Origin of the sequence: Sedimentisphaera cyanobacteriorum (genome assembly GCF_001997385.1) — a bacterium.
GTDB classification, from domain to species: domain Bacteria; phylum Planctomycetota; class Phycisphaerae; order Sedimentisphaerales; family Sedimentisphaeraceae; genus Sedimentisphaera; species Sedimentisphaera cyanobacteriorum.
This window is the reverse complement of record NZ_CP019633.1, coordinates 197,175-209,988: the sequence shown is the minus strand read 5'-3', so window position 1 is coordinate 209,988 and position 12,814 is coordinate 197,175. Positions and strand designations below refer to the sequence as shown.

At 44.6% G+C, this 12,814-nt stretch carries 8 protein-coding genes; 2 read left to right on the top strand and 6 right to left on the bottom strand.

Annotated elements, in window-relative coordinates; genetic code table 11:
• Window positions 1-33: 33 nt before the first annotated feature.
• Complete coding sequence (locus L21SP3_RS00755; RefSeq protein ID WP_161488033.1) at window positions 34-2,115, bottom strand: LamG-like jellyroll fold domain-containing protein; 2,082 nt, start codon at window positions 2,113-2,115, stop codon at window positions 34-36.
• Between the two features lie 112 nt (window positions 2,116-2,227).
• Here L21SP3_RS00755 and L21SP3_RS00750 point away from each other — a divergent pair, with 112 nt between their 5' ends.
• Window positions 2,228-3,595 (top strand): transposase, encoded by a 1,368-nt coding sequence (locus L21SP3_RS00750; RefSeq protein WP_077538585.1) that lies wholly within the window; start codon window positions 2,228-2,230, stop codon window positions 3,593-3,595.
• 273 nt (window positions 3,596-3,868) lie between these two features.
• On the opposite strand, the gene L21SP3_RS00745 is transcribed toward L21SP3_RS00750, so the two are convergent.
• Window positions 3,869-4,765: a type II secretion system protein gene (locus L21SP3_RS00745; protein ID WP_077538583.1), complete on the bottom strand. Its 897-nt coding sequence runs from the start codon at window positions 4,763-4,765 to the stop codon at window positions 3,869-3,871.
• 612 nt (window positions 4,766-5,377) lie between these two features.
• On the opposite strand from L21SP3_RS00745, the gene L21SP3_RS00740 reads away from it, so the two are divergent.
• On the top strand, window positions 5,378-6,652 hold the full coding sequence (locus L21SP3_RS00740; RefSeq protein WP_077538581.1) for a helix-turn-helix domain-containing protein: 1,275 nt from the start codon (window positions 5,378-5,380) through the stop codon (window positions 6,650-6,652).
• 121 nt (window positions 6,653-6,773) lie between these two features.
• Here the strand turns inward: L21SP3_RS00740 and L21SP3_RS00735 are convergent, their stop codons facing one another.
• The 4 genes from L21SP3_RS00735 to L21SP3_RS00720 form a co-directional block, all read right to left on the bottom strand.
• Complete coding sequence (locus L21SP3_RS00735; RefSeq protein WP_077538579.1) at window positions 6,774-6,986, bottom strand: DUF378 domain-containing protein; 213 nt, start codon at window positions 6,984-6,986, stop codon at window positions 6,774-6,776.
• A 165-nt stretch (window positions 6,987-7,151) separates the two neighbouring features.
• Window positions 7,152-8,333, bottom strand: a complete 1,182-nt coding sequence (locus L21SP3_RS00730) for an FtsW/RodA/SpoVE family cell cycle protein (protein WP_123785097.1) — start codon at window positions 8,331-8,333, stop codon at window positions 7,152-7,154.
• 50 nt (window positions 8,334-8,383) lie between these two features.
• Window positions 8,384-9,625, bottom strand: a complete 1,242-nt coding sequence (locus tag L21SP3_RS00725; protein WP_161488032.1) for a YihY/virulence factor BrkB family protein — start codon at window positions 9,623-9,625, stop codon at window positions 8,384-8,386.
• Between the two features lie 79 nt (window positions 9,626-9,704).
• Complete coding sequence (locus L21SP3_RS00720) at window positions 9,705-12,764, bottom strand: AsmA family protein (protein ID WP_077538573.1); 3,060 nt, start codon at window positions 12,762-12,764, stop codon at window positions 9,705-9,707.
• Window positions 12,765-12,814: the final 50 nt, after the last annotated feature.

Below are 12,814 nucleotides of genomic sequence, written 5' to 3'. Positions count from 1 at the left end.
AATTTATTTAACATCGCTTAAGACTAAAACATTTTAATAACAATAGTCTTCTGGATATAGGCCGCAATTGAGCCATGTAGAGGCAAACTCAAGGAAGTCCGGCAGACCAATCTTGCAGTCCGGCTGGTCGCCTTCCGGGCCTCCGCCTGCAACATCAAACTGCAAGTCCAATTCAAGGATATTGCTGCAAACTGGGGTTTCGCTTATATCGTAGTAGAGATCTGCAATTTCAGCTTCATCCTTGGCATAGTTATAGATTCGCACATCATCCATAACTCCATTAAACACGCCGCCAATTGTGCCTTCGTCTCTCAAGATGCTGCCGCCAATTACAAGCTCGGCATCAGTTTTATTGAGCTCGAACTCAGGCTCTGAGTCAACGTTGACGCCATTATAATAGAGTTTTCCGCCTTCAGCATTAGCTGTAAATGCAAGATGAGTCCATTCACCTTCGGCTGGAGGATCATAAGACAAACCCTCAGAATCTACACCTGCCGAGTTAATGCTCATATTATCACCTGTAGGATCTATCGTCCAGTACCAGTCTGAACCGCTCTGCCAATCGGGTTCTTGACGTTTAGAGACGATGCCTACCCAGCTTCCAGGAACACCTGCCGATTTAACCCACAAAGATACAGTGATTTCATCGCTGAATTCAGCGGGTGAATCGGTGCCTGCAAGTGCTGCTGCATCAGGATTTTCGTCAAGGTCTAAGCCTTCATTGGTCTTAGCAGGGTCTACTCCGGGAACAAATGCATCAACAGCAGGAACGGCATACGGAATCGCATCGCGGCCTTCTGAGCTGCTGTCCAGATAAGTATCGTTTACAAAGTCAGCGGTGTCCAATGTCCAGTGAGCTACGATACGCTTAACTGCCAAACCGGCAGCGTCTGAATAAGCCGTTCCGCCGTCATTAGTTACTTCGCAGTAGTAATAACCTTCATCACTGAGCTGAACATTATCAATTGTGAGGGTTGGGTCAGTATCCGGAGAGCCAATAGCCTGATCCTGGGCAGGGTCAGCCACTTGGTCAGCCGATAAGTACCACTGATATGTTTCCTGAGAAATGCTGTCCGCAGTTATTGTAAAGGTTGCGGTATCGCCTGTAGAAACGACCTGATTCTCAGGCTGCTGAGTAATTATCGGAACACTTTTCTGCGTCTCAAACATCCAATCAGCACCGGCAATATTATCTGGACTGCCTACCGGATAGCCTAAACCCTCATCTACGCTCCAATAGTACAATCCGTCAAAGTTAAGGCCTGTAACAGTTACGCTGGCTGTCTCAGGAGATTCTGTGCCCAGGGCGATAGTGTCAACATAATATAGATTCGGGTCTTCGGAAACATTCTGGTCTTCACTCATAAACAGATGATGCTCGGTGATAGCAGGATTTATCTGTGAAGGGTTGGCTGGGTCTAATCCGGTGTTCCACTGCAAATTAACATCAACCAGATTTCCTGCCGGCGTGCCTGCATTTTCTGCTCCGTAAGCAGGAACAGGATTATGTGCACCAGCGGCCGGTTCAGCCTGCAGGGAAACATTATCAACCCAATGATTACGGTTAACTGAACTAACCTCTAAAATCAGATCAGAGCCTTCACTAACGCCTTCACCAGAAAATAGTGCAGGGTCAATCTCAAACTCGAATGTTTGGTAAGGCTCCCAATCCCCAACTACAGTTTCACCAGTATGAGTACCAGTCATATTGAATTCTGTTGACCAGAGCTCAGTCATCTCTGCATCATCCTGAAGCAGGCGGGCACCCATAACGCCATCTGTAGCTGGCGCTTCCCAGCGAGCAGAGCAGGCATTAAACGAAAGTCTGTAAACCTCTGCCTGAGACCATGGATGGTATGTTGACTGCTGGATAACACCGGTGGTCCAACCCCCAGTCATTCTAAGCACCTGATTTCCTTCAAGGCCTGGAACCGCTGTTCTGTTATCTTCCTCTTTGGTCTCTAATCGAACTAAATTGTCATCGTGTCCTGACACCCAATCTGCCACTGTAGTAACATAATTGTTCGCCCCGGGCAGGTTGGGATCCTGAAATCCTCCATTAGAGATCAGCTCAACCCCTTCGGCGCTGGCCGTGCCCCAAAGAGCAAAACACATCAGAGCCTGTTGCATAAATAATTGTCAGTGATTGCTCTTTTACAAGTGAATAAATCCAGCTTTTCGGTTATAATAGGCCAAAAGGATTGCTAAACATGTAAAGGATTACGAAATGGCTTACAATTTCCTGCCTTGCGACCGAAATCAGGCGTATCTTCTGCCTCCCTCATTGACGGATTGGCTGCCGGAAGATCATCTGGCGTGGTTTGTTCTTGATGCGGTTGAACAAATCGACCTATCGCAGTTTTACAAAAAATACCGTACTGATGGAGTCGGCAATTCAGCTTTTCATCCTTCGATGATGGTTGCTCTGCTGATATATTCCTACTGTAGCGGCGAGCGTTCCAGCAGAAAGATAGAAAAGCACTGCCAGACGGATGTAGCCTATAAAGTTGTTACTGCCAATCAATATCCCGACCACAGTACGATCAGCCGATTTCGCAAGGATAACCAGTCGCATTTAAAGAAGTTGTTTCTGGAAATCCTCAGGCTTTGTGTTGAAGCAGACATTGTTAAACTCGGCAATGTTTCATTGGATGGGACAAAGATCAAAGCCAATGCTTCGTTATCAGCCAATCGAACACTAAAGCACCTGGAGCAGGAAATCGATAAGATGCTATCCGAGGCGGACGCTAAAGACGCCGAGGAAGACAAAGCTTATGGCGCTGATAAGCGAGGCGATGAACTGCCCGAAGATATGCGGGACCGCAATAGCCGAATAAACCGTCTAAAGGCCTGTAAAGAGCGTTTAGAGCAGGAAAAAGCAGAAGCCGAAAAACAACAGCAGGACAAGATAGATGAGCGGAAATCCAAAGAAGAAAATACCGGCAAAAAGCCTCGTGGTCGTAAGCCCAAACCTGCCGAAGAAGCTGGAAACAAAGATGCCAAAGCCAATGTTACCGACCCCGACAGCAGAATCATGAAAACTCGAAAAGGTTTCGTTCAGGGTCTTAATGCTCAGGCGGTGACAACAGAGCAACAGATTATCGTTGCTGAGGATGTGACCCAAGAGGAAAATGATAAACAGCAATTACATCCGATGCTTGAGCAGGCCGAAGAAAATCGACAGGCCGTTGAAATCGAAGAGGAAATGGGTGTGGCTTTGGCAGATGCTGGCTATTGCAGTGAAGATAATTTTACAAAGGAGCCTGCTGGTGACATTGAGTTGCTGGTGGCGACACAGAAAGATTATAAGCAGCGAAAGGCAATGGCCGAGCAACCGCCGCCGGAAGAACCGATACCGGACGGCTTGTCGCCGACAGAATTGATGGAACGTAAACTGCTGACCGAACGAGGGCGAGAATTATATAAGATTCGAGGTCAGACAGTCGAACCAGTGTTTGGGCAGATTAAAGATGTTCGCGGTTTTGATCGATTTATGCAACGAGGCATTGAGGCTTGCCGCGGTGAGTGGTCGCTGATTTGCGCTACGCACAACCTTTTGAAGTTGTGGCGAAGCAAAAAGGCCTGCTGGAATTGATAAAAAGGCTGTTTTTATTCGTTTTGACGTGTAATTTTGCTTGTTTTTTTGGCGAAAACACGATACCATATAAAAAGCTAAGAAAAGGTGTTTGGGAAACAGAGAATTGAGCCGTCTGCCCCAGACAGCCGTCGAATCCAATGGTTGGATTCGAAAATCATTGTGCAACAGGCTCATCAGCATAATTAAACTAAAAAACCTTTTCATGATACACAATCCTTTCAAAAAAATTAAAAAATTTACCACACTAAAAATTAATCCTTGCACAATCCTTTACTCAGGCAGCTGACGCATCCAGTCTGGCCAATCTGTAATCTCTCGAGATTCCCAATTTTTGTGCCATTCTGTTTCCCAAAGATTCTTGAGCAGGATTTCACTAACCGAACCATCTGCAAAGACCCAGTTCACTCCGCCTGTGTCATGCCGGTTCGTGCATACTCGCCTCATCTCATCGCTGGTAGCATAATCATAATCACCATCATTCTCAGGCGGTTGAGCGTCCCTGGTAGGACGAGTTAGAAACGCGCCGCAATCACCGAGCATTGGAACTTGGCGAGGAGACCGCATCTCTGTTATACGCTTAAATTTATTCTTATCCGGATAGGCACCGCCATCCGATTCTTCAGTGCTGGTTATCCACCAGTTTTGACCGTAGCTGCCCTCGATATCAGCGATCTCTTCGTCCTCCTCCATTAACTGAGTAAAGAGACTCCCCCACCAACTAAATCGCCAGTTCCAACGGTTATTGAAACGCTCAGGTCTCTGCTCTGGAGCTTTGGTCGCTGCAGCGCATTCCAAAATTTCAGGATCTTGATAGTACGGCCTCATAACAACAAACCATGTGCCGGAACCTCGCGGGTTAAATTCCGGGTCTAAGCAGCTCGGGGGGAAACGAGAATCATTATCATTAGTGTACATCGTGTAGATAGCTCCCCATTGTTTGAGATGGGTCTGGCATACTGTTCGTTTAGCTTGAGTACGAGCCATCCCAAGCGCAGGCATCAGAACAGCCATAAGCAGAGCAATTATTGAAATTACAACAAGCAGCTCGATCAATGTGAAACCTGCCTGCGAGCGGCGGTTGTAAATGTTAGGCAATAAATTTTGGCATTCTATACCTAAGTTGGGTGAAACTTCTTCATTTAAAGATGTTTTGTTAAACCTTTTCATTGAATATCCTTTCTAGAATATTAAGGTTCTAATGTAATCAAATGGCCGTCTGCTAAAATCTTTACTGTAAATCCAAAGGTTAATCTTAATGCTGAAACATCAAGCCAAAGCAATATATGGTAAGATATCATTTATTCGAACCGTCTTCAACACCACTTTTCACAAAAGTATCACCATATTTCATTTTGTTTAACGGCTTGAAATCCATCTCAAGCATCACCAATCGGCTGAAAAATGGCTGCATTTATTATAAATATCTCCGTGAGATTAAATATTTAGACAATAAAAAACTTTTTTTGCTTATTGACCCGTTACTGAATTGCGAGACAGGGATTCCTCCAAAAAAACAACACCTGCACCAGCAACGAGAACTTGCAGGTTTTTTGGCGGGTTAGATCACATTCCATTGCAGGTTCTAACCAGAGTAAAGCGTTTTATTACAACCTCATCATCCTGCGAATCCCTGCTTAAGTTGAGGAATGCGCCTTGCATAACACCAGATTCAGGGAGTTTATTGTAAAATTATTTGGCTGTGAGATTGACATTATCTTGCTGAATATCTAAAATCTACTCTGTATTCATTTCGTTTTTGAAGCCCTTGGAGAGAAGAAAATGAATTCTGAAAAGATGTTTGAACATATATCCAAAGAAGAGCTTGAGAAGGCAAGCAGGATTTTCTGGAAGAATTTCGGGGAAGACATCTGGGCTTCAAACACCTTCGGCGACACTGTTTTCACGCCTGAGAAAGCTGGGCAGGTGGAATTCTGCGAGATAGTAAACTGCTCGGATGAAGGGAGAGAGAGGTGCCGCAAGCAGCGTGCAGACAGCATCAGGATGTCTATGGAGATCGGGCAGCCGTATATCACTATATGCCATGCAGGCATCCTTCTGGGCTGCGTTCCCGTGGTAGATCAGGACACTCAGCTTGGAGGACTTTTCTTCGGGAAATGCCTCTGCGAAAACGTATGCCAAAGCCTTCTTAAAGACATAAAAAAACGGCTCAAAGGCATCACAAACGACCAGAGCCAAATCCTGCATGCCCTGCTTGAGCTTCCCAACACCCCGCCCCGAAAGATCCATTCAGCAAGCGAGAGACTCTACGACATCCTGTACAGTGAGACCAGACTGAACCCTAAAATGCTGCAGTGGCAGAGAGAGCTTTCACGACAGCAGGCTGAGATTGGGGAATATATTGCAGAGCAGAAACGCCTCAAAAACGTATCAAGCACACCTTACGAATACGAAAAGAAGCTTATGAGCAAGGTTCGGATAGGTGATAAAACCCAAACACGAGAAATTCTGAACTGTATGCTTGCCTCTATTATGCTCAAATCGCCGGGAGAGCTGAACGTTCTGAAGGCACGCCTGCTTGAGCTTATCAGCGTATTGAGCAGAGCCGCTGCTGAGGGAGGAGTGGACATAGATATTATGCTTGAGCGAAATCTGAAAAATATTACACAGCTGATAGATGTCTCAGACCAGAAGGAGCTCTGCGCATGGGTGGGACGGGCGACAGACGACTTTATCGAGCTCGTACACGACACGGCAAATTCAAGAAAAATATCGCAGATCCGCCCTGCCACAGAATACATAGACCAAAATTACAGACAGCACATTACCCTTGCAGATGTTGCTAAGGCATCTCATCTGAGCCCCTCAAGGCTTGCGCATATCTTTAAAGAAGAAACAGGGATGACCATCGTTGATTACATAACGCAGGCCAGAATCGAACAGGCAAAGAACCTGCTTCTTTCAACGAATATGAACTGCACTGAAATATGCTTTAATGTTGGCTACAACAACCAAAGCTACTTTACCAGAACATTCAAAGAGCTGGTAGGGCTTACTCCCAGACAGTTCCGCTCGGTGAACAGATCAAGCAGTTAAAAAGCTGCCAAGCTGCCCTTCTTAAATAGATTAAGGTCTTAAGCCAGCAATTAAATGTAATTCTTTCAGGCTTCTCGGATCACGCATTCAAAATATTGCAAGCGTTTTTAAGCCTTAAAAGCTATTGTTCTGATTTTTTCGAGCCGGACATAGCAGCGAAAACGAGCAGCAATGCTGCCAGTGCCACTATGATATAAACCGCACGGGAAATTGGCGACATATCGCCGAACAGAGTAGCTACAAGATCAAATTTGAAAAGACCTACCAGCCCCCAGTTCAGGCCGCCGATAACTGTGAGAATCAGGGCTATCCAGTTTAACGGATCCAACTTCATAATATTACTCCTTATAAAGCTTAAAATTTCCCTTTTCGGTACATTCAATTACAATCAATCAATATACCGTAAGCCAAAATACCAAAATTCATACTCCGATTCAAGAAAAATCACAAAAAAAAACGGCAGTCAGTGAACTTTTTATGCTTTTGGTTTTTCGATATTTTAGCGGGGGTATTCAAATGCCCTTGCAGCCACAGTGAAAGAGCGGTGTCTGCCGACATTATTCAAAAGGCCGAGGGCAATCATATTAACCACAAGACTTGAGCCGCCGTAGCTTACGAAAGGCAGAGTGAGCCCGGTGATGGGCATAAGGCCTACAGTCATAGAAACATTAACTATAACCTGCATCATCAGCATTACCACAATTCCCACTGAAATCAGCTTCCCGAATGGGTCGGGGTTGAATCGGGATATCTCGAGCCCGCAGGCGGCAACAGTTGTATAAAGAAGAAAGACAAAAATGCAGCCTATAAGCCCCCACTGATGTGCTATAAGAGAGAAAACGAAATCATTATGAGCCTCGGGAAGTTTTATCGTTCCGTCCATATACGGGCCTTGGCCCCAGCCGTAGCCGGTGATTCCGCCGCTGGCGATTGCATTCTTGGAGTGCATAAGATGATAGCCTTTGTCTTTCTTCCAGCGTATAAGCTCGGCAGGCCCGCCAACGAGAATCTCCGCTGCTTTTTCGTGTTTAGAGGCGTAGTCGTAAACAAAATCATTCTGGAGTATCACGCTTGCCACACGAGTTCTCTGGTATGAGTGCATATTCATCCACAGCACCGGACTTAGAAAAAGGCCTATGAGTATCACCGAAATAAGATGCCTCTTTTTGGCTCCTGCTGCAAACAGCATCCCAAACAAAACAGGCAGAAGGAGAATCACCGTTCCGAGGTCAGGCTCGAGGATAATAAGCCCCATAGCAAGAAAAGTTATGGCAAATGGAGGGAAAAGCCCTTTGATTGTTCTGTAGTTTTCGCGGAAGCGAAGATACCATGCAAGCGAAAGTATAAAAGCAATTTTGCAGAATTCCGAAGGCTGCACTTGTACAGGACCTATCCTGATCCATCTTCTTGCGCCGTTGACTACCGGCACAATGCTGCGCCAGAACCCCGGCATTGGGATAAACCGCTCAATCAGCAGAACAGCAAGAAGAAACAGCACTGCCCCGTAAATCCAGAAACTGAATACGCCAAGGTCTTTATAATGCACCTTATTGACCAAAGCGAAAGCTGCGAGTCCTATTGCAAAATACACCAGCTGCTTAAGCCATCCTATTGAATCCGGCTCAGCTGCATAGATAGTTGAAATTCCTGTGAGGAATAAAACAAGAACTGCAGCGAACATTGCAATCCTTGTTGTTAGCAGTCTTCCTTTTATTATGTATTCAAGCAAGATTACTTTTTGCCCTTAATCATATCAGCAAGAGTAAGGTTTTTGAGAGTATTGTTTAACTGCCCGTCCACAGATTCATATTCACTGCTGGCATAGACACGGGGCATGTCATCTATAACAGACGCAACTTCGCTTAAATTCATCTTGTCTGTAGATTTTGACGGTATATACCCCACTACCTGCTCGCCCACTTCATATAGAATGCCCTTCTCAACAAACTCCCCGAGGAGGTCTGTTATGAAATGATATGGCACTCCGAATTTTTTGTAAACCTGTTCTTCTGTTACCGGCTCTTTGCCTGAATCAAAGTTTTCCCCTACAAAAGCAGCAATCTGAAGTGCGCAGTCTTTGGAGGGGTAATAGAATTTCCCTGCTTCTTCTGAGATTTTCTCGGCGGCATCCAGCTCCCTAAAATTCTGCACAATAAAAGACAGGTGCACCCCGAAGAGCACTATAAGCCACGAAATATTAATCCATAGGATTGTAATGGGGATAAGTGCAAGCACTCCATAGAGCTGTTTGAAAGGCTCAAATTCAAAAACGTAGTAGCCGTATATTTTTTTTACGAAAGTCCAAATAAGGGTTGTTACAAGAGCCCCCCAGAATGCAGCGTGAGGCTTTACCTTTGTGTTTGGCATAGACCAGAAAAGCAAATAAAAAGACAGTATAGTAAGAATCCAGTTCCAGCCTCCCAGAACCGTTACCACGCTTACGATTCCGTCGAGGTGCTCAGTAATCACGCCCATAGTTTTGAAATATATCCCGGCACCAATCAACAAAGGACCGAGGGTGAGTATTGTCCAGTAGTAAAACACCCTGTAAATGAAGGGTCTGTTTCGGTTTACCCCCCATACATAATTGAAAGCCCCTTCAACAGTGCTGATAAGTTTAATCGCCGCCCATAAAACAATAAGCAGACTGAAGATTGTAGCAGCGCCTCTATTGGTCTTTTTGAAAAAGCCGGAAACAATTTCCGAAAAGCGTTCTCCCAGCTGCACTTTTTCATCTGGGTTTTCGGGATCAGAATATGAAAATTCATCTATCTGAACCGCCTCGAAAATCGAATCCCTAATTGTGTTGCCGATATCTTCATAGCCCGGAAGGCTCTGAAACAAAATAAGCACAACTATCAAAAGCGGAATAAAACCGAAAATGGTATTGTAGGCGAGGGCTGCTGCCTGCAGGTCTGAACGGTTTGTCTTTAACTGCTTGAAACAGAGCGGCCAAATACGAAACTGAAACATCAGAAAACTGCTGAATGCCCCGATACCCTCGGCTGGGTTTTTAATGTGCTGTGAAATTTTTTCCCGAATACTATTCATTTCAATCCAGCAGTTTCTTGAGGCCTTCCTGAAGGCCGGTCTTTATTATCGATTCTGTATTCTTCTGGAGCAGGTCTTCTGTATCAATCTCAGGATTTGATGCGCTGCCGGTTAGAGGCAGGGTAATGCCGAACTGCCCGCTCTGGGTTTCTACAAGATTAAGCCCCTCGAAACGATACGGAATGGCAATCTCCATATCCATAGTACCATCTGTTTTAATATTTCCGTTAAACTTGAATTCTTTATCATCTACTTCAAGAATCATATTGTTATACGTAAAGACGCCGTCTTTTAACTGCAAATCCACCGGCCTGAGTCGGTAGCTAACCATAGAATTAGCTGATTCGCCCATAATGTGCATAAGCTGCCTGAGCATACCGGCAGGCATCGCCCTGATTTGAGAAGATTCGGCAGTTGCCTGTAATTCTGCGGTTTCTGCGGGATTTTTTGTCAGAGGTACTTCAAGCTTATCGCAGTATAGATTCACGCTTCCGCTGCAATCCATGGAATCGGAGAAAACCGGATTCCCGTAAGCAGCGAGCTGCCCTGCGAGCACCTCATTTATCTCCACTTCATCCAGCACTTTCATACCCTCTGAAAGTTTGAGAACTATCGGTGTTTCAGCAAGGTCTGCCTCAATCGCAAAATTAAGGCTTCCGTTATTAACTCCAATTGCTGTTTTCGGGACAGTGAAAAAACCGTTTTCAACAAGGAACTTTACATTAGACTTCTCAAAGCTAAGGCCTTTATAGTACAAGCTGTCGAAGCCGAGCTGGAATTCCGCGTTTAAATTATTTATCGCTTCTTTCGGATTTTTCATGGGGAAATTTGTGCTTAAAGAAGCTGGTAGAGTTCTTTTTCCGGAGGCCTTGAAATCCTGACCTGTCTTTTCAGTAAGATAGAGCTGCATAAAATCGAGGTCGTACACCGTTTCAAGCGTTGAATCAAAAATTATGTCTGACTGGTCAGAATAATCAACAATAAGATCACTGAAATCTAAAGTAAGCCATTCGTTTTTAATTTCAAAATCATTGGATGTAAATTTCGCTGCATCCGGCTGCCAAAACAAATTCGAAGAAATGCTGAAATCTGTAACTTCGGTTTTGTTATCCTCTCCGCCAAAAGCAACATCCTGAAAAGACATATCGTCTGTAATAAAACGTATACCATCTTCATATTTAACAATCTTGGTGGTAGTGGAGTATCTGCCTGCAAGGTTTGCGGGTTTATCCAGAGCATCAAAAAGAGTAATAAGGTATTCTGCCCTTTCGAAAAGATTTTTGTAATTAAAGAGCATCACAAACTCTTCACTGGATTTGGGGTCGTAATCGAAATATCCCTGCAAGAGCTCATATTCACCGAGATAATCGGATTTTAGATAAAGACTTGTAAGCCATAGCTTCTTCTCAATCGGGTCATTTTTGAATCCAAACGTTAAATCTATGAAAGGGTCTATCCATTTCATGCCGTAGCTGTTGTTCAAAACAAAATCTTTTATCTGAACAGCACCGCTCAGGATTTTGTTTTCCGGAAGCACATCACCCACGATATTAGCCTCGCCGGACAATTTATACTCCCCGAATTTCACAAACCCTGAAAGCTCATTCTGCAAGTCCTTGAGATTTATTGTGCCGTTGAATGACATATCACTATACGGACCGGAACACCTTACCTTGCCAAAACCGGAAACGATTTCGATTGGGTCTATCCAGAGCCGCTGATTTCTTGAGATAATCTCGCAGTTCAACTTAACAGGGCTGAGAGTGAGATTTTTACCGTTTGCGATTCCCTCAAAATCTACCATATTCATATTGGCAAGAAGGATTTTGCCCTCGCCTAAGGTTTCTGTTGAAATCCGCCCTGCTATCTTGCCGCTCTGAAGATCGAAGTTTTCGTTTTTGCTTTCTTCAGGCAGACGCCCAAAAGCTTTCGGCATATCGAGATTGAAAAAGCCCTCAAGCTCGGCCTCAGACTTTCCGTTCATCATTTCTACAAGACTTGTAAATGTTTTAGGAATCTGGCCTGTAAGATTGAAATCAAAAAAACCGGACTGACAGGTGCAGTCCATTATATCAACAAAGCCTTCATCTGTTTTGAAAAGCAGCTTCAGAGAAGTATCCCCGAATTTAAGCTCTTTGAATGCCCTCTCGGGGAAAGCAGCGGCAAGCCCTTCAGACTTAACCTTAACCTCAGACTCATTAAACATCCCCTCTTCAGCAGAGAGAGAAATTTCGGCATCAGCAACCCCTTGAAAATTAAAATCCTGCCCTGCCAGATCCATCAAAGGCTTTAGACCTTCGAGCTGAAGCCTTTGAACCGATGCGTCAATTTTTGCGGAAATACCCTTAAGCGAGAGAAGGGAAGGCTTTCTATTAAGCAAAGCGAAAAATTTAAGCGGTGCGCTGGATTCACCCTGCTTCAGCCTGCCCACCAAATCAGCTCCGGAAGTTTCCCCTGGGGGGTTAAGCTTAATTCTGCCTTGAAGGCTGTTGAGCTCAAACAGGTCTGCCTGTTCAGCATCTACCAAGCTCACTGCGCAATCTTTCAAATTAATCCTGAACCTCTTAACCGAATTCAAAGCTGTAAAGAAGTCCGGGCTTAATGAAGCCTCTGCATAATCATTAGCGTATGATATATCAGAATAGGCTGTTTTCGCTTTTTTGCCGGCCTCCTTCAGAGCGGCCTTATCAATTTTCAAGGTTGTTCGGCTGCCCTCAAGGAGGCATTTTTTAACGTCAACCTCTTTCCTTAAAAGAGCAGTTAGAGAGGGATGTATAAAAAACTTATCGGCCTTGAAGTCGATTCTGCCTTCAGGGTCTTTAAGATGCACATCGTACATCATAATCCCTTTAGTCCAGCCTACCCTGAGCTGGGAGAGCTCTATATCGAACCCTGTTTTGCTCTCAGCAAAACCTACTGCCAAACTGCTCACAGGACTGAATGAGATAATCAGAGGCGAAAAAACAATCAAAAGCAAAACAATGCCTGCTGCTATTCCCGCAATCTTGAAAAATGTGCCTTTATTTTTAGCACCCTTATTTTTTTTATCAGTTTTCGCCATCTAATCAAAAGCCTTTTTAATAAAATTCATTGCAGCAAAATCCATTCATC

Coding starts and splice junctions, on each gene's coding strand:
- L21SP3_RS00755 (WP_161488033.1), bottom strand. CDS start 2,115: ATGTGTTTTGCTCTTTGGGGCACGGCCAGCGCCGAAGGGGTTGAGCTG.
- L21SP3_RS00750 (WP_077538585.1), top strand. CDS start 2,228: ATGGCTTACAATTTCCTGCCTTGCGACCGAAATCAGGCGTATCTTCTG.
- L21SP3_RS00745 (WP_077538583.1), bottom strand. CDS start 4,765: ATGAAAAGGTTTAACAAAACATCTTTAAATGAAGAAGTTTCACCCAAC.
- L21SP3_RS00740 (WP_077538581.1), top strand. CDS start 5,378: ATGAATTCTGAAAAGATGTTTGAACATATATCCAAAGAAGAGCTTGAG.
- L21SP3_RS00735 (WP_077538579.1), bottom strand. CDS start 6,986: ATGAAGTTGGATCCGTTAAACTGGATAGCCCTGATTCTCACAGTTATC.
- L21SP3_RS00730 (WP_123785097.1), bottom strand. CDS start 8,333: ATGTTCGCTGCAGTTCTTGTTTTATTCCTCACAGGAATTTCAACTATC.
- L21SP3_RS00725 (WP_161488032.1), bottom strand. CDS start 9,625: ATGTTTCAGTTTCGTATTTGGCCGCTCTGTTTCAAGCAGTTAAAGACA.
- L21SP3_RS00720 (WP_077538573.1), bottom strand. CDS start 12,764: ATGGCGAAAACTGATAAAAAAAATAAGGGTGCTAAAAATAAAGGCACA.